The sequence below is a fragment of the Pontibacter sp. LHS1 genome (assembly GCF_058932855.1).
In genome coordinates this window covers 1-24,879 of record NZ_JBZYWF010000021.1, presented here as the reverse complement: position 1 = coordinate 24,879, position 24,879 = coordinate 1, and the positions used below count along the sequence as shown (strand labels likewise).

Genomic DNA, 24,879 nt, shown 5'->3' with positions numbered 1-24,879 from the left:
ATGATTTAAAAGCATCAGAGTGCGGCGGATTGATCATTCCATTTTTTAAAACACCTCTATACCTATGAACAACGATGCTGCACGTCCGATCAGGAGAAGACACTACCGATTGATAGAAGAACTCTCAAGCGAGTCGCAACAGGACCTGCCGGAGTCGGGGATGCAGCGGCGGGCTATTGCCATGACCATGCTGCAACAGTATAGCCAGATGCCCCAGCAGCCCAGTCTGGTGCCCAGTGCCGACGGGGCTCTGGAAGCGATGGTCTTTACGGTGCCGTCCTACGTGCTCCGGCACGACGATAACCCGCTCTGGAAGGTATACCAGGACCTCTTTCAAAAGCTGCCCGACTACACGGAATTTCACCTGCTGGTGCCCGACGGTGGCGATACCAAAAAGCAACTGAAGGATTGGTTCTCTGCCCAGGGCATGCTCAAACGGGTCCGCTTCCATGAAGTGCCCGACCACATCAAGCTACTGGTATGGGCCGAGGACGATTATGAAGTGGTGGAGGACAAGCACGATGGCAGTTACTACATCATACAGCCCCACTCACATCGCCGTGCCGCCGACGACTACACCGGTTACTTCCTGAGCAAATCACTTGGGCTGAACCGTGTAAAAGCGCCGGTTTATTTTGAAGGAGGCAACCTGCTGGTCGGTGACGATTTTTTCCTGATGGGGGCCGACTACATCGTAGACTCCATGCTCGACCTGCGAGGGGTGCTGCTGCCAGAGGAAAGCAACCTGGCGACAGAGCAGCTGGCACAACTCTTCAGCCGCTACCTCGATCATAAGCGCAGGTTTGTTACAGTAGGCAGTCTGCTGTACGTGCCGCAGGAGGAGGAGCAGGAGTTTAAGCTGGACGGGGAGAAGTGGACTGAAACGCTGCATACCCAAAACGTGGAGGGCACGGTGCAGCCGGTCTTTCACATCGATATGTTTGTGACTTTGGCCGGGCGCAACAAAGAGGGCAGGTATCAGGTACTCGTCGGCGACACCCGCATGGCAGCAGAGGTGCTGGGCGAAAAGCTGTCAGCCTATGCTTTACCTGATGTGTTTGATGACGTAGCTGCCCTGCTCGAACGGCAGGATTTTGAGGTGATCAGAAACCCATTGCCGCTTACGTATGTGGACAGCCCGGAGGAGAAAAAGCGCAGTTGGTACTACGCCACCGCCAACAATGCCGTGGTAGAAATCAAAAGCGAAACCGACAAGACGGTATGGCTACCCACCTACGGCCACGGCAGTTGGGAGTACCTCCGCAAGACCGACGAAGCCAACAAGCAGGTATGGGAGCAGCTCGGGTTTAAGGTGGTGCAGTTAGAGGATTTTAATCCTTTTGCCGAGAAGTCAGGATCGCTGCATTGTATAAAGAAGTATTTAAGGAGGGGGTAAAACTTGTCAGAATTTTAATATAGTATAGGGCCCCTACCCCCGGGTGGTTAAGCTCTTGCTATAACATACCCCTGCCCCTTTCGAGAGGGGATTTTCTGCTGCTACCAATCAGAAGGTATAAGTATAATAGCTCCACCATTTTTGCTGTACCGGGTCAAACCACCCCTGCCCCTCCTTAGCCAAGGAGGGGAGCTTCGGCACTGCTAATTCAGAGGTATAAACGCTGTAGGTTCTGTCACGGACCACTGGGACGCATTGAAAAGGTAACTTGCCCCTGAAGCTATGAAATAGATTGCCTTAGCCAAGTGCACCCTTTGGCGCTCCACTGTTCGAGCGTTCAGCGAGTTTGGAGCGTCTTGATTTTTTTGCTTACTGGGGGTAGGGGCCCTCGATTTTTTCATCAAGGAAAAAAGTAAGGCCCGCCCGGCCAGGGCAAGCTATACAACAATACACGTTGCTATGCCCGCAACAGCCGTAGCTATACCTGGGCCAGAGGCCCCACAATAGTAGACATGAGTGCGGACGCTCGCGCCATAAAAAGATCCCCGCCGGCAAGGCGAATCTACAAACCCTGTTATACCATTACTCCTTAAAGTAAACCGCATACGTCTGCAAAGTATCCCGCGTCAGTTCCTGCGCCTTCAACCTATCCGCTTCCGCTTCTTCTTTTAAACCCAGCTTATACCTGGCGGCGCCACGGCCATACAGGGCATCATAGAGAAAATCTTTGTCGTTGGCAGCAGGTATAACGGCGTTATAATCCTCAAGGGCTTGCTCGTATTTGCCCAGCTCCAGGCGCATTTCGGCGCGGTGGTACAGAAAAGCCAGGTCATCAGGGTACTCCGCCAAAGCTTCATTCAGAGCTTCTTCAGCCTGTGCAAAGTTTTTGTCGTAGCGATAGCTCCAGTAGAGCAGGTCGTAGGTTTTGCGGTCGCCATCGCCCTGTTCAATTAACGAATTCAGGTAGTAGCTGGCCTCTTTAAAGGCGTTTTTGTTGCCCAAAATACCTTCCTCCAGCTTCGCTTCAGCAGTCTTTTGTATCTTTTTGGTATCAGTAAAGAAATAGGGGTCCGACAGGATGATAACCACAAAAATGATAGCGCCTAGCGTTAAAACAATGGTGACGATGCGGGAGATGTTCATACCTCGGATTTTGGTCTATGCGAATATAACAAATTGCGGGATAGTTTGCGTTGCAAAATGATGGTGCTATAAGACCAGATCCCGGTGCAGTTTTTCTAATGTCTCCAGTGGGTTAATGCATCTCCCCGGATGCACGGCAGAAGTCTGCACGATGGTGCTGCGGTTGGCCGTGAGCCAGCGGAAACGGGAGGCTGTACCAAGCTGACCGATCGGCCCGCCTTCGCGACGACCGGCGCATACCTTCTCAAAGGCCCGCAGACGTGCCCGCAGCTCTTCCATGTCCAGGTCACCGAACGCAGCTCTCAGGCGCTCCTCGTTTAAGGTATAGCGAATCTGCAGAAAGCCCTGCGAACTGCAGAGCAGGATGACTCCCACATTCAGAAACTCCTCACGCTCCACCCGTGGCACCACCCGTATCACAGCGTACTCAAATAAGTGTCTCTCTTGCATGCTGGGCGGCTTTCACAAATATGTCAGAATGGGCTAATCTAATCTCGAAGAAGCGGGCATAGGCCTGGCGGTGTTCCTCGGCTGTCTCAAACGGCGACTCTACGCCGGTCAGCCACTCGTCAGGTATAAGCGCCAGGATCTCCTGCAGGCGTGCAGGGGTGAGCGTTTCACGGCCTGCTTTGTCGGCTGCTTCCAATGCGCTGGCCTGTGGCAGGAGTACATGGTCTTTGATCATGGCGAAGGGACGCTTGGCCTGCTCTTCCCAGTTGTCCCAGGAGTGGTGGAAAAAGAGCGAAGCGCCATGGTCGATCAGCCAGAGCTCTTTCTTCCACATCAGCATGTTGGTGTTGCGGGCGGTGCGATCTACGTTGGTCACGAGTGCATCGAGCCACACGAGGCGGGAGGCCAGTTCAGCGTCGATGGTGGTCACCACCGGGTCGAAGGTGATGGCGCCCTGCAGGTAGTGTGAGCCCAGGTTAAGTCCTTCGCTGGCACGAAGCAGGTCCTGTATTTCTTCGTCAGGCTCGGTGCGGCCAAAGGCTTCGTCGAGGTGCATAAACACGATCTCGGGAATCTGGAAGCCCAGTGCACGGGCGATTTCACCCACGATCAGTTCGGCAATGAGCACTTTTATACCTTGTCCCGCACCCCGGAACTTGAGCACGTACAGGAACTCGTCATCGGCCTCCACAATGGCAGGCAGCGAGCCGCCCTCCCGCAAAGGCGTGACGTAGCGCACGACGTTAACAGTGCGGATCTCTGGTGATCTGTGATTCATAGCTGCAACTTACGAAAAATGTGTCGAGTGGGCTTGACCTATGCTGTAAAAACTGACCGCTTGCTTTGTTCTTCCGGCTGTTCGTCCAGGGCTATACCTTGTAGCATGTGGTCCAGAATAGGTTCGCACTTCTCGCGACAGGCAGGGTAGAAGTGGCCGTGTTGCCAGTAGGCTGATTTAGGTGAAAGCCCCCACCAGAACTCTGCCATGGCCAATGGTTTCAGGTCGTTCTGAAAGGCAAACTGCAATAGCTTTGGTGCGGCGCATTCACCGGCACCGGCTGGTGGATTACCGTTGGCTCTCTGCCGGAAAATATCGCGCAGGCTTTTTGCTTCGCCGGCCTGATTCAAAAAATGGTACTGATCAAAAAGCCTTGCCTGCAGGTTAACCGAATTGCTTTTGCGTAGTTTTTGCAGCGCATCGATTCGGGTTTTGCTTTCGGTGGTGCTTTGCTCCTGAAGTGTGCTTATTTCCTGGTTGATGCGGGTGAGTTCGCGCATGCCGGTATTGAGAAAGCTGCCTTCCGTGAGCGAATCGAATATGGGCGGCACGAAGGAAGGGTGGTGAAAACCGCCAGCCAGTTTCCCCGAAAAGGCTGCCAGAAAGCCCAGTTCGCCCTGTGCCGTCCTGACAACCAGCACGCCAAACATTTTCCCGATGACGGCCCCTTCCTGTCCCGGTTCTAAGCCAAAGTTGTGCTCCCAATCTTGCTGCTGTGCGAGATGCTGTTGTAGTTTTTCTGAGGCCAGTAGAGCAAGGGCATGCGGCGTATACCGGAAAGGGTACGTGAATCTCTCGGGCAGGGAATAGGCTGCTGCAGCTTCGCCGAGAGGTATGAGCAGGGGTCTGGTGAGGGTATTTGACAAAAGAACTATTATATAATCTATTAGGGCGACAAAGGTAGTAATATATAAAGTGCTGACAAGGTGGATGACAACAACCCGAAACATAAACCCTGGTGCCGCGTTTTTTTAATATCCTCAATCTGACATACGCATGAAAACAAACCAATACCACACACATACCGATCGACGCAAGTTTCTGAAAGGCGTAAGCTTTACCCTGGGTGGTGCCCTGCTGCTGGGTATGCCACTTCTTGCGCATAGTGCCAGAGAGTACGGTAGCAGTCTTCCCTACGAACTTGGAGCTTCTCAGGCAGGATCACAGCAGAAAAAGAAAATGGGCATCGCCCTGGTGGGGCTGGGGCAGTACAGTACCAACGAACTGGCGCCGGCCTTGCAGGAAACGGAACATTGCTACCTGGCAGGCATCGTAACCGGCACACCCTCCAAGGCAGAGGCCTGGAAAAAGAAATACAACATACCTGACAAAAACATCTACTCCTACGACACCTTCGACCAGATAGCCAACAACAAAGACATCGACATTGTGTATGTGGTGCTGCCGAACGCCCTGCATGCGGAGTATACCATCCGGGCGGCCAGAGCCAAAAAACATGTGATCTGCGAGAAACCCATGGCCACCACTGTGGAAGATGCGCAGCGCATGATTGACGCCTGCCGCGAGAATGGTGTACAGCTGGCCATTGGCTACCGCCTGCACTTCGAGCCATTTCACCAGCGGGTGATGGAACTGGGTCAGAAGCAGGTATACGGCAAGGTAAAGCAGATCGAGGCCCGCAACAGCTCCGACATGACCGACGGCAGCCTGGATGTCTGGCGACTGAACAAAGAGCTGGCAGGCGGCGGATCGCTCATGGACCTCGGCATCTATTGCGTACAGGGAGCGATTTATACCATGGGCAAGCCGCCGATAGCTGTTACCGCCAGGTATGGTAAGGTGACAAAGCCGAACTACTTTCACAGTGTAGAGCAGTCCATCAGCTGGCAGATGGAATTTGAAGACGGTGTAAAAGCGGAGTGTAACACCAGTTATGCCGATAATGAAAATGTGCTGAGTGCCAAAGCCGAGAAAGGATGGTGGCGGCTAAGCCCTGCCTATGCCTACGAAGGCAAAAAAGGGGAGACCCATGAAGGCAAAATGGACCTGCCCAACATTTATGAGCAGGTGCGGCAAATGGACGGACAGGCACAAAGCTTTATGAAAAACCAGTCCTCGATCGTGCCTGGCGAAATGGGCCTGCGCGACATGCGTGTGCTCATGGCGATTTATGAATCAGCCGATGCAGGAGGCAAGCGGGTAGAGATCAGGTATTAAAATTAAAAGAACGGTATTCGTGCAGCCGAAATCCATATCACAACAAGGCCTGCCCCAAACAAAAAAGCCATACCCTGTGCAGGTATGGCTTTCCAAATTTCCAGTTATAAGGTATAGCGATTAAGCTTCCGGCATCAGGCGCACCACCAGTCCATTAAGGTCAGGATTCACGCGCAGCTGGCACGAAAGGCGGCTGGTAGCGGTGGCGTGTGGCAGTGTTTCGAGCATGTAGGCTTCGTCGTCGCCTGGTTCGGGCAACTCACCGCTCTGCAGTACCTCCACGTGGCAGGTGGCGCAGATGGCCATACCGCCGCAAATGGCCGGCACGTCCAGCTCATTGGCTTTCATCACTTCCATCACCGAAAGGCCCATGTCAGTCGGTGCCTCCAGCGTCACACGGCTACCGTCGGGTAGCTCCACGTGTATGTTGATCAGCTCCTCCATTAGCTCAGCTCCTGTATGCCGTTTACGGTCGTGTACTTCAGCACGAACTTCTTGTCCGGGTAAATGATGTTGTAGGCGCTCTGGGCCATTAAGGCAGACTCGTGGAAACCGCACAGGATCAGCTTAAGCTTGCCCGGGTAGGTGTTGATGTCGCCGATAGCGTATACGCCCGGTATGTTGGTGGAGTAGTCGAAGGTATTCACCACAATGGCCCCCTTCTCCAGCTCCAGTCCCCAGTTCTCCAGCGGCCCCAGCTTTGGCACCAGTCCGAAAAGCGGAATGAAGTAATCGGTTTCGATTTGGTGCTCGGTCTGGTTGTCAATCAGCACAGTCACAGCGTCTACTTTACCATTACCCTGCACATCGGTCACGTTCGACTTGAGCAGCAACTTGATCTGCCCTTCTTCGGCCAGGGTTAGCACTTTCTCCGCCGACTCCGGCGCTCCTCTGAAGGTAGAGCCACGGTGTACCAGCGTCAGCTCTTCAGCTACACCGGCCAGGTAAATGGCCCAATCCAGGGCGGAGTCACCGCCGCCGGCCAGCACCACTTTCTTGCTGCGGAACAGTTCCGGGTCGCGCACCATGTAAGTCACGCCTTTGCCCTCAAAGCTCTCCAGGCTTTCGATGGCCGGTTTGCGTGGCTCAAAGGAACCAAGTCCGCCTGCGATGGCCACTACCTTGCAGGCAATTTCGGTGCCTTCGGAGGTGCGCACAATGAACGTACCGTCTTCCTGCTTGTCCAGTTCCTCCACACGCTCACCAAGGGTGAAGGTCGGGTGGAAGGGCTCGATCTGCTTCATCAGGTTGTCTACCAACTCTCCTGCCAGGATCGACGGGAAGCCAGGTATGTCGTAAATCGGTTTTTTAGGGTATATCTCGGCCAGCTGGCCACCTACCACGGGCAGGGCGTCCACCACATGGCAGCGCATTTTGAGCAAGCCGGCTTCAAACACAGCAAACAGGCCCACTGGTCCTGCCCCCACAATGCATATATCAGTTGTTATTCTGTCCATTTAAAATTGTTTTTTGATCAATCAATTTTCTACCGTAAAGATACGGCCATGTGTTAAGCATCCATAGTAATTTCTGCTATAAAATGGGGATGGTCAACAGCACGTGCTGCTAACCACCCCCATTTCACATGTTTTATGATCTGATTACAATTTGTCGATCATATCGCCCAGGTCGCTCACGCCTAACGTGAACATGAACAGCAAGATAGCCAGCACCACTTTGAGCAACACCGGAATGGAGAAACCCAAATGCCGCTTCAGGTATACATTGGCTGGCGGAAAATAAACAAGCGAAATGAGCAGGTAGGCAATGCCCGGCACAGGGTGTACCAGCACCAGGTTCAGTATACCTACTACTGCTACTACACTGCCGAAAAACCACCCAAGCAGGGGAAATGTCAGGTTATGCGCTTTCATGATACTGCTGTTTAGCTTCCCGCAAATGGAGTTCCAAAGATGCCAACAGCCAGCTCAGCCCAAATAAGGAAGAAAACCAGCAGAATGATCCCGATGATGACGAGCCGTGATTCAGTGCTTTTCACTTTTCGGATGACCAGTTCTGTCGCGAGTCCGGTGCTGAGCAGCAGGATGCCCATGATCACAAAGTCACGCAGATCCCAGTCTACTTCGCTGGTGAACTGCATCGCTATAAGCGGGATGCACAACAGCATTGCTACTCCGAGTACAATGCCGATTAATCTTTTGTTTTGCGTTACCATATCTGTTTTGTTTATGATGTAAATGATTTGTTTTTCGAATTCCAGGCGTGTTAAAAGTCCAGCAGCATCAGGTCGATCTTTTCAGGCAGTTCGGCCACACCGAGTGCAGACCACAGGATGAAGAGGCCCAGGATGATCTTGGCTGCCAACGGCACAGAAAAGCCTGTCGTCTCTTGCAGAATAGCAGTCATGGGAGGGAAGTAGACGAGTGACAGGATGATGATAAAAAGGCCATAGCCGGCATCATTCCCCCAAAACGTATTGATGAATCCGATAGCCAGAAAGAGGAAGCCAAACAGCCAGCTGACTGCACTCCCGATTTGCAATGTTTTTTCCATGATGTGTTTTTGATTTTATGATAAAGTAAATTTTTCTGCTGCTTACTCAAACCCGAACATGATCGGGAAAAGGAAAACGACGATGACGGTCCAGATAAAATATACCGGAATGTAGAGCACAATGGAACGTCCCACTTCGGTGATAGCTGCCTTTCGGGTGGCTGCTTTGAACAGCATGACCGTCACGATGAGCAGGTGCACCAGCATGAGCACATTGCCGCCCAGCACAGCCACTCTGTTGGGCGTGATGCCCCACTCCGAGATGCGGAACGAAATAGCCGACAAGGCAATGCCATTCACGATCACCGTCACGACCGAGAGCAGGAGCAGCACCCACACCGCTGATAAAGCGCCTGCCCGGTTGGAGCTTTCGGCTACCGAAAAGAAGATCAGTGCCATCACCCCGATCAGGAGCACGTTGAATAGCAGCAGGAATTCCCGGTCATTATAGGGGTCCTTACCCGAGTAGATGATGGCCCCCAGGTAAATCACGAGCATCACCAGCACCAGCGGACTGAAGATCCGGGCAATAACCGGTGACACCTTGTTGACAAGCTGCGGGTTATTTTGCGTCAGGTATGCGGCCACGATCGGTACAGCCGGCAACCCGAAGGCGACGATGTACTCAAAGTAAAACTCCTCGATCCTTAGCCCGATAAGGGCGAACAAGCCGATCGTGATACCTGTCATCATACCGCCTGCTATGACCAGCAGTGCCGACATCACGGCCAGGTCGCCGTTGAAGCGCAGGTAGCTGAGGCGCTTGTCGGCCAGGTGGAGCTCGTCGCCAGCATAGGACACCCCCAACAGTACCCACAGCAGCAGGGGCAGGTGAATGCAGGCCAGCAGCAGGGTATCGCTCTGGTTGTCCGGCAGTGCATTGATGTAAACCAGGCAAACGGCCGTGATGCCAGCGATAATGCCTACCCTGTATTCAGGTATTCGATTTTTCCAGGCGAAGTAAGCCATCAGGGGCGGCAGCACAAAGAAGCTGAGGTTGCGCGGGTAGTAGAATGCCTCGCTGATCGGGAAGATGGCGGGTAGCTTGACGAGTATACCTGCCACCAAAGCGGCGATCACCACAAACAGAAACTCCCGGTTGAAGCGCCAGAAAACATCCTCTGCTTCATAATGCAGCCTTGCGTGCCAGAAGTCAGCCAGCGCAGTGCCGCTGAGCTGCGGGTAAATGCTGCTGAACTCCTGCTTGAAGCCTGCCTTGTCTGACCGGTACAGTTTCTCCAACTGCCCGGGGTCATCAAGGTGCGATAGTATTTGCTCTTTCATGGGTCTATACTTTCAGGTTAGTTTGATAATTATCTTAGCGGGTTAGTGAACTGCCTCTTAGTGCCACAGCGTACCTGCCAGACCCAGCACAGAGCCAAGCCACAGACCTACTACAAAAATCAGAACACTGAGTACCACTGCAATGGCTTTGTGTATCCCTAACCGGTGGTGATACTGCAGCAAGAGGTAGTTGATCAAGCCTCCGAGTGCACCAGACATGGGTACGATCAGCAGTGGCCGGAGCATCCATAGCTTGCCCCATGCCGGGTCAGGCGAATTGACACCCGCGAGAAAAAGTGTGATCAAGGCTAATCCGATCGCGGCGCCTGTCAGTGCCCGCCTGGCTGCCGCAGCAGGTTGCCATCGCTGGTTTTGATAATCATGTTGCTGTACCATTTTAATCTGAGTTAAGGTTATGAATCTATTTTATTAATCATTAAAGTACTTTGAGTTTCAAAGTAAAGCGACAAAAAAAATTAATCGCTTTGCCTGTTGTTCAAAATCAGTTGCTCCAGCGCATCCAGGTGGCTTTTGAAAGCTTCACGGCCATCATCCGTCGCATGGTAGGTGGTGTTGGGTTTGCGGCCCACAAACTGCTTTTCCACACGCAGGTACTTCGCCTCTTCCAGCGCCCGCAGGTGACTGGCCAGGTTGCCGTCAGTCAGTTGCAGGGTTTCTTTCAGGGTGTTGAAGTCCACCTTGTCGTCCACCATCAGCACCGACATAATGCCCAGCCGCGCCCTGCTTTCGAAGGCCTTGTTTATATTTTCAAGATACTCTTTCACAGGTCTGCTAGCGTTCGTATTTAAAGTACACCAGCGCGCCATATACAATGTGCAGTATACCGAATCCCAGCGTCCAGAGCATCAGGCCATAGTTTACAAACACACTGGCAATCAGGCCAATGATGATTTCGATGATGCCCAGGTAGCGAATATCACCCAAGGTATACTTGCTGCCATTGAGCAGGGCCAGGCCATAAAAAACCAGCATGGCAGGCGCTACCAGGTATAGAATGCCATGGTAGAGCAGAACGGCGCAAAACACACCGCCGGCAGCCAAAGGTATAGCCAGGTTCACCAGCAGACGCTTCGACTGGTTGTCCCAGGTGCGCTGGTTTTTCTTGCGGGCATTGCGCGCCGTAAAGTAGGTGGCGGTACCGAAGGCAAGTATAATCACAGCAGCCCCTACTGCCAGCACAAACAGGATGTTGTCACGACTGAAGTTGCTGGCCAGGTCACTAAAGTAATTGATGTTGTGCTGCGTCAAATACCACTTGACCACCGCCGCACCGGCAAGCGCCGACAAGCCTGCAAATACGCCGGACAATCCGCTCAGGGAGATAAAGCGGGAAGAGCGATCCATGATGTTGCGGATCTCGTGCAGGGCTTCTAACTGGTCTTGCTGCTGATTCATTGTAAAGTACTTTGAGTTTCAAAGTTAATACGGGTTTACGTAAAGTCAAGCTCAGGGGCTAAATAATTTTTAAGAATTTAGAAAGTGTATGGGATCAGTCCTCAACCTGGTCCAGGGTATTCAGGTTTTAGGATGAATAACTACTAGCCTGTAGCTCTTAATGCTCTTCGGGATTTAAAAATCCCGGAGTAAACTGTAGGGGATTTCCTAATCCCCGTGTATAGGTTTTGCAGGTATACGGGGACAAGGATGTCCCCTGCAGAAATGCTTTCGGACTTAGAAGTCCGAAAGAGCGGTCAACAAACGGCTTGGGCCTTTGGTTCGCACGGGTCTAGAGACCCGCAAGGGCTCTCTATTTAAATTCGGATAATATAATTAGAATCAGCTATACCTTTCCCGAAAGTAAAAGGCATTGGCTGCATACCCAGGTATACAGCCAATGCCTGGCAGGTACAGCATTTTTCCGACGTATTATTTTTCCATTTCCTTTAGTTTGGCAGGCTTCTTCAGTTTTTCGGACTCCCACAAAGCGACAAAAGGTTCTTCGTCTGCTGCACAGTAGGCCCGCTTCATAAAACCAGTGTTAAAGCCAAAGGCCACTTTGCCGGCAGTGTCCATTGACAGGATGCCTCTGTCACCTTTCAGTTTGTCGGCATGCAACTGGATGGCTTTGTCAGTGGCCGACTGTAAGGAGTTACCGGCATACTTCATCAGCGCGTATACCTCATGCGCGAGCACACCACGCATGATCACTTCGCCTTCGCCAGTGCAACTCACGGCGCATACCTCGTTGGTGGCTAACGTACCCCCGCCGATAATGGGTGTATCCCCAACACGGCCTTTCATCTGGTCTGTCAGGCCACCGGTTGAGGTCGCAGCGGCCAGGTTGCCGTTCATGTCCAGGGCAACAGCGCCCACTGTATCTGTCATAGAGCCGGGCATTCCTTTCTTCTCAGCCTTTTCCTGCTGCTTGTCAAGCCAGGACTCTCTTTTTTCAGGGGTTACAAAGTACTCCGGACCTTTGAGCGGCAGGTTATTGGCAAGGGCAAACTCCTCGGCGCCGGTACCTACCAGCAGGCAGTGGTCACACTTTTGCAGAATCACCTTAGCCAGGCTAATAGGGTGCTGCACATAGCGCACACCGCCCACAGCGCCCACCCGAAGCGTATTACCATCCATTATGGCGGCGTCAAACTCCGTCTCCCCCCGCTGCGTCAGACTAGCGCCCCGTCCGGCATTGAACAAAACGTTACGTTCCATGCTGTTGACAGCCGCTTCTACTGCATCCAGGGCACTGCCGCCTTTTTCCAGCACTTCGTACCCTTCTTTAAGCGCATCTGCCAGACCTTGTCTGTATGCTTCTTCCTTTTCCTTGTCCAGCTCGCCGGGCTTTACAGATTCTGCACCTCCGTGTATCGCAATCGCAAATTTTTTCATCGTTGTTTGTTTCCGTTTAATTAAGCCCCTGATAGTACGGGACGATTTGTTCCTGGTTATGACAAGGTATAGCCAATAATGCAGCGGCCGCCACCTGGTTCAGGGGCAGCCGCCGGAGGAGAGACCCTGCATTAAAATGAATCCTGCTCCAGAGAGGAAATACGACGGTGATCGATGATGCGGAAACTCTCCACCAGCTTGATCGACTCCGGTATATCCTCTGAGAACAGGGCAATAAAGGCACCCTCGGGTGCATATTCCAGGGCATGGGCAAGTGCCTGGGTCTCTTGGTTTATCTCCGTCACTTTCATATTCGGTTTCGCAGACATTATGCCCTGCTTGATCAGGCTGTTGATCTCGTCTCCGGTTCTGCCGCGCAGGTCTTTGTCTTGCCGGATGATGATCTCGTCAAAAGTTTCAGCTGCTATCCTGCCTATTTCTATAGTATCTTCTTCCTGGCGATCGCCTACACCGGCCACTATACCAATTTTGTAGGTTGCCTGCACATTGTCGATGAAGTCGGCGATGGCTTCCATGCTGGCAATGTTGTGGGCATAGTCGATGAGCACTTCGTAGCGCGGGAGTTTGAACAGGTTCATGCGGCCCGGCGTGGTTTCTGCGGAAGGGATAAAGGTGCGCAGTGCCGTTCTGATCTCAGCAATCTCAAAGTGGTTGATATACCCGGTCAGGGTTGCCGCCAGCACATTGTGGATGTTAAAACGGGCACGTCCCCCAAAGGTCAGCGGAATGTCCGCCACCCGGTCTACCCGGATCTTGTAAGTATTCTTGAAGATAGAGATATACCCGTTTTCAAGCACGGCCGCCAGTCCGCCTTTGCTGATGTGCTGCAGGATGCGCGGGTTGTTTTCGTCGAGGCTAAAGAAAGCCACTTTGCAGGAAAGCCCCGTCGCCATTTCAAAAACCAGGTCATCGTCCGCATTGAGCACGGCATAGCCATTCTGGCATACGGTGCGGGGGATCACGGCTTTTACTTCTGCCATTTCCTCTACGGTATTGATATCACCCAGCCCCAGGTGGTCAGCCGACACGTTGGTGACGATGCCGATGTCGCACTGCCGGAAAGCCAGGCCGGAGCGCAGCATGCCGCCCCGGGCACACTCCAGCACAGCGTAGTTCACGGTAGGATCTTTGAGCACAAACTCACTGCTGTAGGACCCTGTGGTATCACCTTTGATGATCTTGTTGTCCTGTATGTAGATGCCGTCGGTGGTGGTATAGCCAACCTGGTAGCCTTTGAACTTGAGCATGTGGGCCACCAGGCGGGTGGTGGTGGTTTTGCCGTTGGTGCCCGTAACGGCCACAATGGGTATACGCGTCGGGGTGCCGTGCGGAAATAGCATGTTGATGATCGGCTCTGCCACGTTGCGGGGCAGGCCATCGGTAGGGGAGATGTGCATGCGCAGCCCGGGAGCGGCGTTCACCTCGATCACGGCGCCTTTTGTTTCAGGCAGCGGGATGGCAATGTCGGTCGTCATCACATCGATGCCACAGACGTCGAGCCCGATGATGCCGGCGATGCGCTCCGCCATGAGCACATTGTAGGGGTGCACCAGGTCCGTTACATCGGTGGCTGTGCCACCGGTGCTGAGGTTGGCTGTGCTTTTCAGGTATAGCACTTCGCCCTCCGGCAATACAGATTGCAGCGTCAGCCCTTTTTCTTTGAGCAGGCTGCGCGTATGCTTGTCTATTTTGATGTGCGTGAGCGCCTTTTCATGGCCTATACCTCGTCGGGGATCCTTGTTGACCTCTTTCACCAGTTGCTGTATGGTCGAGATGCCGTTGCCGGTGACCATGGCCGGCGTGCGTTTGGCGGCGGCTGTGAACTTGCCATTGATCACCAGCAGGCGGTAGTCGTCGCCTGTGATGTACTGCTCTACCATCACCTTTTTAGAATAGCGCTGTGCTTCGGTCAGTGCCCGCTGCGCTTCTTTCCAGGTGTTGATGTTGATGGAGGCACCCTTTCCCTGGTTGCCGTCCAGCGGTTTCACGACCACAGGGTAGCCCAGTTCTTCCACAGCCTCTTCCAGTTCGTCGGCATCATCCACAATATGGCCTTGCGGCACCGGTACACCCGCTTCTTCCAGGATCAGCTTGGTGGCATTTTTGTTTCCGGAGTTTTCCACCCCGAAGCAGGAGGTGCGGGAGGTCATGGCAGCCTGTATGTGCTTCTGGTGTATGCCATACCCGAGTTGTATAAGTCCGCTGCGCTGGTTGTTGATATAAGGTATACCACGGCTCACAGCCTCCGACACAATAGCCTCGGTGCTTGGGCCAAAGTACTCGTCTTCCCGTATCTGGTGCAACCTGGCAATGTCCTGCACAATGCTGGGCTTTTTGCCTTTGGCCATCAGTTCGGTAATGCGCACTGCGGCATGGGCCGCGTATTCCCCGGCACGCTCCTGCTGGTAAGAGAAGACGACGTAGTCCACCCCGGGTCCGGGACCGGCATAGCGGCGGCCATAGCCACTGTGCATGCCGGCCAGCGTCTGTAGCTCGAGGGCAATATGCTGCACCACCTTGCTGAATGTGGTGCCTTCGCGCACAAGCCTGAAAAAACCACCGGGTGTACCCTTGGATGAGCGATGCTCATACATGCCCGGGAATAACTTTTCTAACCGCTCCGGGAACTGCGGTACCTCATTTGTAAGCACATCCTGCAGACCTTCCAGGTCTAGCTTCAGGACAATTATTTTGGGATGTTTGATAGACCAGTAGTTAGGTCCACGCATGATCCTCAGTTCAAGTATTTTCATTTGCTTTCACACTTCAGGTTTGAGCCTGTGTCAACAGGTCGCGGGCCACAAGGGCTATGCATAAGATTAGTACGGATTAAGCGGACTTTGGGAGAACACCAGGGCTGCAAATGAAGGCTGATTTTGCTAAAAATGAGTAGTTAGAACAGCTTTAGCGTAGCAAGAAGCGTTTTGTACCGGCTCGGTTTCCGTATTTGTACGTCTTTTGAGTAAATGGCTGTTTTGAGCCTGTTAATGTAAAACCCCGCTCCACGTAAATCGTTTAATAAGTGCGTGTTTTGTCTAAATGCATATTCAATAAGTTCTATAATTATATAAAATATTCAGCTATGGCAAGAGATTATCAGGATGATTACGGTAGGGGAAGCTATCGCTCTCATGACCGCGACCGCTCTCAACACGATGAAGGAGGCTTTTTCAACCGGATTGGGGACAAAATCAGCCATGCCTGGGAGCGTATAGCCGGAGATGAGGACGATCGCGGGCAGAGGCAGCAGCAAGGCAGTACGCATCATCCTTATTCAGGAGAATTTGACCGTGGCGGGTACCGCACATCAGCTTATAGTTCGGGTGCTTCCCGTAACCAGGACCAGGGTAGCCGCTACGGGCAGTCCCAAATGGGCAGGTATAGCCCACAGCGCTCAGAGGGCAGCACCAACCGCTCCGGCCAAAGCGCCAGCAGTAGTGGTTACAGTGGCCGCATGTCTGACTACGGATCTTCTTCGCAGGGCAGCAGCTACGGTCGCAGCGGGTCCCCATACGGAGCTGGTTCCAGCGGAGGGGAGTACGGTGCGTCCGAGCGCTCGGGCTACGGCAGTTCACAGCGTGACTACGGCAGATCTTCCGGTTACGGCGAGTCTTCAGGAGGCTACGGGCGTAGCTCCATGGGCTTCCCGCGCGGCTCAGACTACGGTAGTGGTGGTTCCGGCTCTATGGGTGGCGGCTATTTCGGCAGTGGGGCAGGGCCGTGGAGCGGCGGTCCCTACGGTGACACCGGCAATGCGGGCTACAGATCGCGCAGCGGATCGCAGCGCGACTCCGGACAGGGCATCCAGGGCAGAACCAGCTCCATGGGTAACGCAGGGGGTTATGGCAGCTCAGAGGGCTACAGCAGTTCTGACTACGACTACTCCCGCCGCGAGCAGCGTCGCCGGGGCCAGTCCGACCAAAACTTCGGCAGTGAATGGGACAGATAACCAGAAAATGTTCAAAGAAAAAGGGACTGCACAAAGCAGTCCCTTTTTTATTTACTTGGCAATCATCTGCCGTGCTTCTTCCACAGTATCCGCTGATTTGATCAGGCGGTCGAGCCCCAGGATCTCAAATACGTTCCGGATCTTAGGCTGCATGTTCACCATGACCAGGTCCATCTCCTTCAGGTTGCAGGCCTGAAAAGCAGCCAGCAGAACACCTAGGCCGGCAGAGGAGATATAAGTCAGTTCGCTGCAATCGATCAGCACAAAACCTGACGAAGCAGCAATCGTCTCCTCCAGGGCATTGTCGGCGTAAACTGATGAACTGGCGTCAAGCTCTCCCTTAAATCGAAGCAATGCTCCCTTGCCAATTGCATCTGTCGTAACGCTAAAAGTTTTCATCTATCGTTGTTTTCCTTCTGTTGACCAATCTCCAAATTTACCGATTCCTGACGTTCCGCAAAAAGGTGATCGGTTAGTGTTATTGGCTCTCATACGCAAAATCGTTTCCCGGGCTGTCCGACTTCCGCAGCCAACACCTCTGAAATACGAATTAAAAAGCTCCTGCCAGGGCATACATAGTAATCGGAAACCTACTTGTTGTCAAATTTCGGTTAGTTCCGTTGTAAATACGTATACGGTGATGCAGGAAATACTGAATTTTTACTAATGCTTCAAAATTAAGTTAAATGTGCGAGAGGTGCGATTGTACATTCAGTTATTTATTGTGAAAATTGTTGGCAGGTAGGAATGGCAGATTAAATCGCCTTAGGACCGGATGCTATCCATTTTTTCTTCTTTACATCGCTCCTGAGTTTTTGTGCTACGATCATGAGCTCTGAATATGCCGGACAAAGAGGTAGATTTTAGCCTCTGATTCAAAACTAGAAAATGATAAACCTTATAATCACCGATGATCACAAAATAGTGCGTGACGGCCTGAAAGCTTTGCTGCAGGACCACACGGCTGTACAGGTGGTAGGTGAAGCTGCCAGCGGCAGTGAACTGCTGGATCTATTGCCTGAAGTTGACGCAGATATTGTACTGATGGACATCAGTATGCCAGGTATGGACGGTTTTGATACGGCTGTCCATATTTTCAAAACATATCCTGAACTGAAGGTGGTGGTGCTCTCCATGCTCAGCCACGAGAAATATGTGAGCCGCATGATGGAGCTTGGCGCTTCAGGCTACATCCTCAAAAATGCAGGCAAAGACGAGCTTTATTGTGCCCTGCAGCTGATTGCGCAAGGCTGTCGCTACATCAGCCCGGATGTGACGCTGGAACTGCTTCGCAAGGTGAAGCTACTGCCAGATGAGCTACAGCACTCGAACGGGAGTGGAGAGGCGTATCGTGAGCTGTCTAAGCGGGAATTGGAAGTACTGGCACTGATCGGAGAGGGCTATACCAATGCCGAGATATCTGAAAAGCTGTTTACGAGCAAGCGCACCGTCGAAACCCATCGGCAAAATCTACTTGAGAAGACCAAGGCCCGAAACACGGCTGCACTTATTAAATACGCCCTGCAGCGCGGCCTGATCTCCTGACAGGCTAAAAGGTAGCGCTGGCGCTTCTGAAAGGCAGGTATAACATCCCCGGCTAAAGGTTTGTGGTCCTGGTAGGGCTCCATGACGCTGGTTTTTTCGTATCTTGAGATGAAACCATAGTCCGACAGCGCCAATGTATCAGAACCGAAGTGTCGCACGACTACTTTATGCAGAGGAAGTTGACATGGGTGGCCTGCCGCTCCGGCAGCCACTGCCCACCAGTCAGGTAGAGCAGCACGATCCATTTCTGCTGCTGCATCATCACACTACCAGTATCCCGCAGTCAGACTACCCCTATAAGCTAGGCGTGGACCCGCATCCGCATCGCGGTTTTTCGCCGGTCACCTTTGTGTACCGGGGGGGCGTGCACCACCGCGACTCCCGTGGCAACGACAGTGTGGTGTATGCCGGTGGCACCCAGTGGATGAATGCCGGCCGTGGCATTGTGCACAGTGAGCGCCCTCCCCGTGAAATGCAGGAGCAGGGTGGCGTGCAGGAGATCGTGCAGCTGTGGGTGAACACCCCGGCAGCCCTCAAAATGGAACAGCCTGCCTACTATGCCTTGCAAGCTGAAGACACCCCGAAGATCAGTGAAGAGCGTGTGCAGATAGCCGTGGTGGCAGGAGATTACAAAGGCACAAGAGGCCTTGTAAAAACTCCAGGCCCCGTGATGGCGCTCCGCCTCACCCTGCAGGCCGGTGGGCAATGTGCTATACCTATACCTGCTGATTTCAATGCCATGCTATACCTGCTAGACGGACAGGTGATGCTCGAAGGCTACGGCCTGATAGATGGTCTGCACCTGGCGCTCCTGAACAAAGATGGCGAGGCCTGTACCATCACCGCCCACCAGGAGACCCGCCTGCTGCTGCTGGCAGGAAAACCACTGGAAGAGCCACTGGCCATGCACGGACCTTTTGTGATGAATAACCAGACGGAGGTCATGCAGGCCATGCGCGACTACCAGATGGGTAAAATGGGAATACTGTTCGAGTAACAGCAGGCAGCAGACGTCTACCAGGGAAGGCCCTGCAGGTCAATGTGCGCAAGAGCCAGTCGGTTGGTATGCTCTGGGCTGAGCAGCATTACATTCGAGTCGTATTCCTCCCGGCCGGCCGGCTGATCATAAACTAGCCGGCAATCTACTTTATACCATCCTAATCGCTCATAGAAAGGCACCAGGGCATCGGCGCAGAGCAAAAGACCCATATCGGCATGCAGTTTCTGGAACAGAAAGGGATTTGCTTCACGCAGTACCCGACTGGCATAGCCCATGCCCCGGTGTGCCGCAGGGGTGATCACATTGTTGATTCCTGCTGCCTTCCGGCGCTGGCCGTCTACCAGAATTTCCCGCTCCACAATGTTGCAGAAAGTGGCCACCTCGCCATCTGCTTCCCATAGCACCACCCAGTCCGGTGTGGCCCAGCTGCGCTGCTGAACAAAGGGCACATGGCCAAACTCTATTTCTATGCATTCATTTAATGTCCGCAGCAAGTCGGGTGTAAGTGCGGAATAAGGTATAAACTGTATCATAACGGGTATAAGGAGTAAGCTGCGGCTTGCAGCGACTGCAAATTAGCAAATTAGACAAATCAGGGCACAAAAGCCCTTACCCTCACAACCGATTTTTTGGACAGGCTACAACACCCCTGGACATTAAATGCTCCTTTTATGAGGTGTCTGATGAGTTTACAGACTAGTGTTATAACACGATTTGTGATATGACGATTTGAAGGTATAACACAGGGTTTAAAAAGCTTATTATCTTGATATTATCTGTTTTAGGTGCTATACCTTGTTTTTATAATGTTATTTTTCTGTGACAACGCCCCGTATTACACTTCTTATAACGACACCTTAATTAACCATAATGCTTTCTCCACCCTACTGCCATTCCCTTAGGTATGGCAGTCTGTTTACCTTAAAACACCTTATGTAACACGTTTAACTAATTCTTAATTTATGAGAAAACTCTTAGCAGTTGTTGCGCTCAGCCTGTTGGCAGTAAGCAACGTTTTTGCACAGGCCTACATGGATAGCAAGCTCCGTGATGCCATCACCGATAAAACCAGGTTGGTGCAGGTGGTTGTAACTTTCAAAGGTGAAAGCGCCCCCACATTGCTCGACCTGTCCGTACTGACGCAGGCAGGTATCACCAAAGGCCTGACACTCAAGTCTCTTCCCATTGCCGGCGTGCTGGCTACAGGTATGCAGGTAGAACTCCTCTCCAAAAGTCCCCGCGTGCTCTCGCTCTACCTGAACGAATCACTGCAATATGAAAACAACTCCGGCACCGCCCTGACCGGAGTGGATAAGCTGCGCACCGAGCCGGTTTTTATGAGCCGAAACGGCGGACTGCCGCTAACCGGCAAAGGCATTGGCATTGTGGTGAACGACAGCGGTGTGGACGGTACGCATCCTGACCTGCAGTTCGGCCGCAACCTGAAGCAAAACGTTACAGCTGCCACTAACCTCAACGCCGTGTCCTCGCTGCTGCCTTACCTGATCCTGGAGAACGTGCCAAACACAGACGCTACAGGTGGCCATGGAACGCACGTGGCAGGTATAGTAGGCGGCACCGGACAGGCCTCGCAGGGACTGTATGAAGGGGTGGCGCCAGGCGCTGACCTGATCGGTTACGGCTCTGGCGCAGCGCTCTTGCTGCTCGACGTGCTCTCCGGCTTTGACTATGCTATCACCAACCAGGCCCGCTACAACATCCGCGTGATCACCAACTCTTTTGGAACTACCAGCGACACAGGCACGGAGGTGAACCCGGCCGACCCGATTACTCTGGCTACGAAGCGCTGCGTGGACCGCAACATCGTGGTGGTGTTCTCGGCTGGTAACTCCGGACCCGGCTCCGGCACGATCACCGGACAGTATAAAAAGGCTCCCTGGGTTATCGCAGTGGCGGCTGGCGACAAGTCCGGTCGACTGGCGGACTTCTCATCCCGCGGTATTAAGAATAAAGGAGGCTCTTTCAACCTCGATGGCAAGACCTACACCTGGGAGGATCGCCCGACAGTGACCTCACCGGGTGTGGACATTATTGCAGCTCGTGTAATTGCACCTGTTTCTTCGCTTTCCATTGACAAAGACGTGCAGGAACTGGATCCTGCCCACGTGCCCTATTATACCCATATGAGCGGTACCTCTATGGCTGCCCCGCATGTGGCAGGTATAGTGGCCCTGCTGCTGGAAGCTAACCCAACCCTGACGCCTTACCAGGTGAAGGAGATTCTGCAGCAAACCGCCACCAACATACCTAATAAAGAAAAATGGGAGGTAGGAGCCGGCTATGTGAATGCCTATGCCGCCGTAGACAGAGCCTACCGCACCTCGGCACCTTACGGCTCCACGCTCAACATGACCCGCACGTTCCGCAGCAGTGTGAACGCAAACAACGTGAGTGAAAACTTCACCATAGATTATAACCCCGCGACCACCGCCACAAACGACTATACCTTTAACGTAGCGGAAGGTACAACCGCCATCGAAGCCAAGATCAGGACAACAGGTGTACTGGGTGAAACAGGCAATCCGGTGAATCTCTCTTTGATTTCCCCATCCGGTGCCGAGACGCGCTCCGGTATTCCAGTGCTGTTTGCGCTGAGCTATGACCGGGGTGTGGCAGTGGCCTCACCAGAGCCAGGCACCTGGACGGTGCGCATCTCCGGTCTGAACGGAGCTGCCTTCCCGGAGCAGATCAGCGGAACCGTAAACATGATGACCGCAGCCGGTACTTCCGGACTGAATGATATTGCAGGCCACCCGGCCGAAGCGTCAATCATGATGGCGGTGAGCGCCCGCCTGGCTGATGGCCTGAGTGGCGGCGGCTTTAAGCCCGACGAACTGCTGAAGCGCATCGACATGGCGGACTATCTGGTGATGGGGGAAGGCATACGCCAGTTCCTGCCCGTGAATGGTGCCTATACCCTGACCGATGTGAAAGAGCGCAACCTGATCGCTGAATCGGTAACCGCTCGTGGTGCAGCCCTGCGGGATCAGAAGCATGTGCAAAACGGAATTATGCTGGCAGCAGCTCCGGGTAAGTTCAACCCGAACGGCAAAGTGAACCGTGCGGAAGTGGCTTATTCCCTGGTGCAGGCCCTTGGCCTTCAGGCATACGCCATAGAGCGCAATGGCAAGACCCCTACGATAACGTACAACGGCAACACCTATCCGATAGAGGATGCCGCCGCCATACCTGCCGGATTGGAAGGTTATGTGAGTGTAGCGCTGGAGCTCAACATGATCAATGCCTTCTTCACCATGACACAGGGTCCGTACGATCTGGAGCCAGTGCTGCACGCCAGCTTCAAGCCTTTGCAGGACGTGACCCGCGCTGACTTTGCCGTGATCATTACCCGCACCCATGGTCTTTGGAACAGCGGTGAGCAGCCGCTTGCGGCCGGAGGCAGCTCTAATCTGGCGATCTCTGAAGAAGGCAGGTTGGTAAGCTATCCGAACCCCTTCACGGAGGCCACTACTATCCGCTATGCCGTAGAGCAGGAGGGGCCGGTGCTGGTAGAGGTATATGACATCTTGGGCAAGAAAGTACGCACTCTCGTATCAGAAAATAAGGCTGCGGGAGAACACCAGGTCGACTTCAGAGCCGGCAGTCTGCCAGCCGGTACCTACATATACAAAGTAGAAGCAGGCAGCAAGGTATACTCCAATAAGATGCTGTTGACAAAATAAAACCTCAGCTCTAAAGAGTTTAAAAAGGCTCTCCTATTTGGGAGGGCCTTTTTTGTTGGAATTGGATAAGCTCTCCTGAAATAAACTGAATCACTTTGGTGAGGTTATAAGTATATTGTACTTAAGCTTTTTTGAGCGTGAGACCAGGTGCTATTATTTTAGCAGTATACCAAGACCGTAGCTTACGCTCAAAATAGTATAAAAGCAGTTGAACAGGTGAGGCCTTCAGAGTTTGTTGCATTTCACCTTTCGCTGCTTTCGTTTTAATTTTCAGTCGGGTCTCAGGACACCTTAAAAACATGAACATTTAACTTATGAAAGCATACAGCAAGTGGTATCATCCGTACGAGATCAATGAGAAGTATCAGAAACGTGTGGCCTATTTCAGCATGGAGTTCGGTATACACCAGGCGCTCAAAACTTACTCCGGCGGTTTGGGTTTTCTGGCGGGTTCGCACATGCGCAGTGCCCACGACCTGCGGCAGAACATGATCGGGATTGGCATACTCTGGAAGTATGGGTATTATGACCAGGTGCGCAACGACGACCAGACCATGCGGGTGCAGTTTCAGAAAAAGTATTATACCTACCTGGAAGAGACTGGAATCGTGGTGACCGTGCTGGTGAATGGCCACCCCGTGAAAGTAAAGGCGCTGGTGCTGCGGCCTGAAGTGTTCGGTACCGTGCCCATGTATTTCCTGACTACCAACATACCCGAAAATGACCACCTGGCCCGCACTATCACGTATCACCTGTATGACAAAGAGCCTTCTACCCGTATAGCCCAAAGCATTGTGCTGGGTATAGCGGGTGCCAAGGTGGTGGAAGAACTGGGTGGTGCCGATATTTACCATATGAACGAAGGGCATGCCCTGCCTTTGGCATTTTACCTGCACGAGAAATTCGGGAATACGGAAGACATGCGGAAGCGCATCGCGTTTACTACTCATACCCCCGAAAAAGCCGGCAACGAGGTGCACGACATTCACCTGCTCAACAACATGTCTTTCTTCAACAAAACCTCACTGGAAGAGGCACGCCGCATGACAGGCATGCATGGCAATTTCTTTGATTATACCCTGGCTGCCCTACGAATCTCCAAAGTGGCCAATGGGGTGTCGCAACTACATGGACAGGTAGCCCGCGACATGTGGTATGAAAATGACAACGTGTGCGAGATCAAGGCGATCACCAATGCCCAGAATGCCCGCTTCTGGATGGACAGCACCATGCGCCAGGCTTTGGAGCGTGATGATAACCAGGCCCTGATGCAACGCAAGGCAGAAATGAAGCAGGAGCTGTTCGAGATTGTGGCCGACCAGACGGGCAAACTCTTCCGGAAGGATGTACTTACTGTGGTATGGGCCCGTCGCTTTGCCGCCTACAAGCGGGCTGACTTATTGGTGCATGACATTGAGCGGTTTTTTGATATGCTCACGCAGAAAGACCAGCCCGTGCAGGTGATCTGGGCCGGTAAGCCTTATCCTTTTGATGAGGGAGCCGTGAGTGTATTCAACAGCCTGGTGAATCTGTCGTACCAGCGCAAGAACTTTGCTGTGCTGACAGGCTACGAGATTGGCTTGTCCCGCAAGCTGAAGCAGGGAGCGGATGTGTGGCTGAACACGCCGCGCAGACCCCGCGAAGCCTCGGGCACCAGCGGTATGACGGCTGCTATGAACGGTGCCGTGAACCTTTCGGTGCTGGATGGCTGGCTGCCAGAGTTTGCCCGCCACGGCGAAAACAGCTTTGTGCTGCCTGTAGTAGACAGCAACCTGCCGGATTCCATGCAGGATGAGATCGACCACAAGAACCTGATGAGCATCCTGGAAAACGAAGTGATCCCGACTTATTACAAGGATCGCGGAAAATGGATGGGCATCGTCAAACAAAGCATGCGCGATGTGATTCCTTTCTTCGACTCAGACCGTATGGCGCGTCAGTATTACGAATTAATGTACTAATTGAATTTTAGACTAAGGAGTACTAGACAAAGGACTTTAGTCTATTGATGAATAAATAAAAAGAGCTGCTCTATACCAGAGCAGCTCTTTTTATTTATTGGAA

The 24,879-nt window shown here is 52.9% G+C and carries 24 protein-coding genes; 7 read left to right on the top strand and 17 right to left on the bottom strand.

The annotated features are described in order from the left end of the window. Window positions 1–64: 64 nt before the first annotated feature. Window positions 65–1,396 (top strand): hypothetical protein, encoded by a 1,332-nt coding sequence (locus tag AC5FXQ_RS21415; RefSeq protein WP_493604454.1) that lies wholly within the window; start codon window positions 65–67, stop codon window positions 1,394–1,396. 582 nt (window positions 1,397–1,978) lie between these two features. Here AC5FXQ_RS21415 and AC5FXQ_RS21410 read toward each other — a convergent pair. From AC5FXQ_RS21410 to AC5FXQ_RS21395, 4 genes are all read right to left on the bottom strand, one after another. Then, the gene (locus AC5FXQ_RS21410) at window positions 1,979–2,539 is read right to left on the bottom strand and encodes a tetratricopeptide repeat protein (protein ID WP_493604453.1); all 561 of its coding nucleotides are present in this window, start codon (window positions 2,537–2,539) and stop codon (window positions 1,979–1,981) included. A 66-nt stretch (window positions 2,540–2,605) separates the two neighbouring features. Further along, window positions 2,606–2,989 carry a DUF3037 domain-containing protein gene (locus AC5FXQ_RS21405; protein ID WP_493604452.1) on the bottom strand — a complete coding sequence of 128 codons (384 nt, stop codon included), beginning with the start codon at window positions 2,987–2,989 and terminating at the stop codon, window positions 2,606–2,608. Then, window positions 2,967–3,767 carry a HipA family kinase gene (locus AC5FXQ_RS21400; protein WP_493604451.1) on the bottom strand — a complete coding sequence of 267 codons (801 nt, stop codon included), beginning with the start codon at window positions 3,765–3,767 and terminating at the stop codon, window positions 2,967–2,969. Before AC5FXQ_RS21400 ends, AC5FXQ_RS21405 begins: the two co-directional genes overlap by 23 nt. Window positions 3,768–3,805: 38 nt before the next feature. Then, a complete protein-coding gene (locus AC5FXQ_RS21395; protein ID WP_493604450.1) occupies window positions 3,806–4,633 on the bottom strand; it encodes a pseudouridylate synthase in 828 nt (275 codons plus the stop codon). Between the two features lie 130 nt (window positions 4,634–4,763). Between AC5FXQ_RS21395 and AC5FXQ_RS21390 the strand changes: the two genes are divergently transcribed. Continuing rightward, complete coding sequence (locus AC5FXQ_RS21390; RefSeq protein WP_493604449.1) at window positions 4,764–5,945, top strand: Gfo/Idh/MocA family protein; 1,182 nt, start codon at window positions 4,764–4,766, stop codon at window positions 5,943–5,945. A gap of 120 nt (window positions 5,946–6,065) precedes the next feature. Here AC5FXQ_RS21390 and AC5FXQ_RS21385 read toward each other — a convergent pair whose 3' ends face one another. The 11 genes from AC5FXQ_RS21385 to cphA form a co-directional block, all read right to left on the bottom strand. Further along, entirely contained in the window at window positions 6,066–6,389 is a 324-nt protein-coding gene (locus AC5FXQ_RS21385) for a 2Fe-2S iron-sulfur cluster-binding protein (RefSeq protein WP_493604448.1), read from the bottom strand. After that, window positions 6,389–7,402, bottom strand: coding sequence for an NAD(P)/FAD-dependent oxidoreductase (locus tag AC5FXQ_RS21380; RefSeq protein ID WP_493604447.1), 1,014 nt, complete (start codon window positions 7,400–7,402; stop codon window positions 6,389–6,391). The genes AC5FXQ_RS21385 and AC5FXQ_RS21380 overlap by 1 nt, the downstream gene beginning before the upstream one ends. A 144-nt stretch (window positions 7,403–7,546) precedes the next feature. Next, window positions 7,547–7,819, bottom strand: coding sequence for a hypothetical protein (locus tag AC5FXQ_RS21375; RefSeq protein ID WP_493604446.1), 273 nt, complete (start codon window positions 7,817–7,819; stop codon window positions 7,547–7,549). 11 nt (window positions 7,820–7,830) lie between these two features. Next, entirely contained in the window at window positions 7,831–8,121 is a 291-nt protein-coding gene (locus AC5FXQ_RS21370; protein WP_493604445.1) for a hypothetical protein, read from the bottom strand. Window positions 8,122–8,171: 50 nt separating this feature from the next. Further along, window positions 8,172–8,459, bottom strand: a complete 288-nt coding sequence (locus AC5FXQ_RS21365; protein ID WP_493604444.1) for a hypothetical protein — start codon at window positions 8,457–8,459, stop codon at window positions 8,172–8,174. Between the two features lie 42 nt (window positions 8,460–8,501). After that, complete coding sequence (locus AC5FXQ_RS21360; protein ID WP_493604443.1) at window positions 8,502–9,743, bottom strand: hypothetical protein; 1,242 nt, start codon at window positions 9,741–9,743, stop codon at window positions 8,502–8,504. 57 nt (window positions 9,744–9,800) lie between these two features. Further along, on the bottom strand, window positions 9,801–10,139 hold the full coding sequence (locus AC5FXQ_RS21355) for a potassium transporter KefB (RefSeq protein WP_493604442.1): 339 nt from the start codon (window positions 10,137–10,139) through the stop codon (window positions 9,801–9,803). Window positions 10,140–10,219: 80 nt separating this feature from the next. After that, window positions 10,220–10,528, bottom strand: a complete 309-nt coding sequence (locus AC5FXQ_RS21350; protein ID WP_493604441.1) for a winged helix-turn-helix domain-containing protein — start codon at window positions 10,526–10,528, stop codon at window positions 10,220–10,222. Between the two features lie 7 nt (window positions 10,529–10,535). Beyond that, the gene (locus AC5FXQ_RS21345; RefSeq protein WP_493604440.1) at window positions 10,536–11,159 is read right to left on the bottom strand and encodes a hypothetical protein; all 624 of its coding nucleotides are present in this window, start codon (window positions 11,157–11,159) and stop codon (window positions 10,536–10,538) included. 471 nt (window positions 11,160–11,630) lie between these two features. Then, window positions 11,631–12,596, bottom strand: coding sequence for an isoaspartyl peptidase/L-asparaginase family protein (locus AC5FXQ_RS21340; protein ID WP_493604439.1), 966 nt, complete (start codon window positions 12,594–12,596; stop codon window positions 11,631–11,633). 131 nt (window positions 12,597–12,727) lie between these two features. Beyond that, a complete protein-coding gene (gene cphA / locus AC5FXQ_RS21335) occupies window positions 12,728–15,370 on the bottom strand; it encodes a cyanophycin synthetase (protein WP_493604438.1) in 2,643 nt (880 codons plus the stop codon). Window positions 15,371–15,699: 329 nt separating this feature from the next. Here cphA and AC5FXQ_RS21330 point away from each other — a divergent pair, with 329 nt between their 5' ends. Next, window positions 15,700–16,566, top strand: coding sequence for a hypothetical protein (locus AC5FXQ_RS21330; protein WP_493604437.1), 867 nt, complete (start codon window positions 15,700–15,702; stop codon window positions 16,564–16,566). A 51-nt stretch (window positions 16,567–16,617) separates the two neighbouring features. Here AC5FXQ_RS21330 and AC5FXQ_RS21325 read toward each other — a convergent pair whose 3' ends face one another. Next, window positions 16,618–16,965, bottom strand: a complete 348-nt coding sequence (locus tag AC5FXQ_RS21325; RefSeq protein WP_493604436.1) for an STAS domain-containing protein — start codon at window positions 16,963–16,965, stop codon at window positions 16,618–16,620. A gap of 489 nt (window positions 16,966–17,454) precedes the next feature. On the opposite strand from AC5FXQ_RS21325, the gene AC5FXQ_RS21320 reads away from it, so the two are divergent. Together AC5FXQ_RS21320 and AC5FXQ_RS21315 are read left to right on the top strand one after the other, a co-directional pair. Continuing rightward, window positions 17,455–18,111 carry a response regulator gene (locus AC5FXQ_RS21320; protein WP_493604435.1) on the top strand — a complete coding sequence of 219 codons (657 nt, stop codon included), beginning with the start codon at window positions 17,455–17,457 and terminating at the stop codon, window positions 18,109–18,111. A gap of 133 nt (window positions 18,112–18,244) precedes the next feature. Then, window positions 18,245–19,108: a pirin family protein gene (locus tag AC5FXQ_RS21315; protein WP_493604434.1), complete on the top strand. Its 864-nt coding sequence runs from the start codon at window positions 18,245–18,247 to the stop codon at window positions 19,106–19,108. 17 nt (window positions 19,109–19,125) lie between these two features. Here AC5FXQ_RS21315 and AC5FXQ_RS21310 read toward each other — a convergent pair whose 3' ends face one another. Then, window positions 19,126–19,644 carry a GNAT family N-acetyltransferase gene (locus AC5FXQ_RS21310; RefSeq protein ID WP_493604433.1) on the bottom strand — a complete coding sequence of 173 codons (519 nt, stop codon included), beginning with the start codon at window positions 19,642–19,644 and terminating at the stop codon, window positions 19,126–19,128. A 429-nt stretch (window positions 19,645–20,073) separates the two neighbouring features. Between AC5FXQ_RS21310 and AC5FXQ_RS21305 the strand changes: the two genes are divergently transcribed. Together AC5FXQ_RS21305 and glgP are read left to right on the top strand one after the other, a co-directional pair. Next, complete coding sequence (locus tag AC5FXQ_RS21305; RefSeq protein WP_493604432.1) at window positions 20,074–22,815, top strand: S8/S53 family peptidase; 2,742 nt, start codon at window positions 20,074–20,076, stop codon at window positions 22,813–22,815. Window positions 22,816–23,129: 314 nt separating this feature from the next. Continuing rightward, window positions 23,130–24,776: an alpha-glucan family phosphorylase gene (gene glgP / locus AC5FXQ_RS21300; RefSeq protein ID WP_493604431.1), complete on the top strand. Its 1,647-nt coding sequence runs from the start codon at window positions 23,130–23,132 to the stop codon at window positions 24,774–24,776. The last annotated feature ends 103 nt before the right edge of the window (window positions 24,777–24,879 follow it).

What these genes read in the sequence shown, in the direction of transcription:
- AC5FXQ_RS21415 (WP_493604454.1), top strand. Translation starts at nt 65, where the DNA reads ATGAACAACGATGCTGCACGTCCGATCAGGAGAAGACACTACCGATTG.
- AC5FXQ_RS21410 (WP_493604453.1), bottom strand. Translation starts at nt 2,539, where the DNA reads ATGAACATCTCCCGCATCGTCACCATTGTTTTAACGCTAGGCGCTATC.
- AC5FXQ_RS21405 (WP_493604452.1), bottom strand. Translation starts at nt 2,989, where the DNA reads ATGCAAGAGAGACACTTATTTGAGTACGCTGTGATACGGGTGGTGCCA.
- AC5FXQ_RS21400 (WP_493604451.1), bottom strand. Translation starts at nt 3,767, where the DNA reads ATGAATCACAGATCACCAGAGATCCGCACTGTTAACGTCGTGCGCTAC.
- AC5FXQ_RS21390 (WP_493604449.1), top strand. Translation starts at nt 4,764, where the DNA reads ATGAAAACAAACCAATACCACACACATACCGATCGACGCAAGTTTCTG.
- AC5FXQ_RS21385 (WP_493604448.1), bottom strand. Translation starts at nt 6,389, where the DNA reads ATGGAGGAGCTGATCAACATACACGTGGAGCTACCCGACGGTAGCCGT.
- AC5FXQ_RS21380 (WP_493604447.1), bottom strand. Translation starts at nt 7,402, where the DNA reads ATGGACAGAATAACAACTGATATATGCATTGTGGGGGCAGGACCAGTG.
- AC5FXQ_RS21375 (WP_493604446.1), bottom strand. Translation starts at nt 7,819, where the DNA reads ATGAAAGCGCATAACCTGACATTTCCCCTGCTTGGGTGGTTTTTCGGC.
- AC5FXQ_RS21370 (WP_493604445.1), bottom strand. Translation starts at nt 8,121, where the DNA reads ATGGTAACGCAAAACAAAAGATTAATCGGCATTGTACTCGGAGTAGCA.
- AC5FXQ_RS21365 (WP_493604444.1), bottom strand. Translation starts at nt 8,459, where the DNA reads ATGGAAAAAACATTGCAAATCGGGAGTGCAGTCAGCTGGCTGTTTGGC.
- AC5FXQ_RS21360 (WP_493604443.1), bottom strand. Translation starts at nt 9,743, where the DNA reads ATGAAAGAGCAAATACTATCGCACCTTGATGACCCCGGGCAGTTGGAG.
- AC5FXQ_RS21355 (WP_493604442.1), bottom strand. Translation starts at nt 10,139, where the DNA reads ATGGTACAGCAACATGATTATCAAAACCAGCGATGGCAACCTGCTGCG.
- AC5FXQ_RS21345 (WP_493604440.1), bottom strand. Translation starts at nt 11,159, where the DNA reads ATGAATCAGCAGCAAGACCAGTTAGAAGCCCTGCACGAGATCCGCAAC.
- AC5FXQ_RS21340 (WP_493604439.1), bottom strand. Translation starts at nt 12,596, where the DNA reads ATGAAAAAATTTGCGATTGCGATACACGGAGGTGCAGAATCTGTAAAG.
- cphA (WP_493604438.1), bottom strand. Translation starts at nt 15,370, where the DNA reads ATGAAAATACTTGAACTGAGGATCATGCGTGGACCTAACTACTGGTCT.
- AC5FXQ_RS21330 (WP_493604437.1), top strand. Translation starts at nt 15,700, where the DNA reads ATGGCAAGAGATTATCAGGATGATTACGGTAGGGGAAGCTATCGCTCT.
- AC5FXQ_RS21325 (WP_493604436.1), bottom strand. Translation starts at nt 16,965, where the DNA reads ATGAAAACTTTTAGCGTTACGACAGATGCAATTGGCAAGGGAGCATTG.
- AC5FXQ_RS21320 (WP_493604435.1), top strand. Translation starts at nt 17,455, where the DNA reads ATGATAAACCTTATAATCACCGATGATCACAAAATAGTGCGTGACGGC.
- AC5FXQ_RS21315 (WP_493604434.1), top strand. Translation starts at nt 18,245, where the DNA reads ATGTATCAGAACCGAAGTGTCGCACGACTACTTTATGCAGAGGAAGTT.
- AC5FXQ_RS21310 (WP_493604433.1), bottom strand. Translation starts at nt 19,644, where the DNA reads ATGATACAGTTTATACCTTATTCCGCACTTACACCCGACTTGCTGCGG.
- AC5FXQ_RS21305 (WP_493604432.1), top strand. Translation starts at nt 20,074, where the DNA reads ATGAGAAAACTCTTAGCAGTTGTTGCGCTCAGCCTGTTGGCAGTAAGC.
- glgP (WP_493604431.1), top strand. Translation starts at nt 23,130, where the DNA reads ATGAAAGCATACAGCAAGTGGTATCATCCGTACGAGATCAATGAGAAG.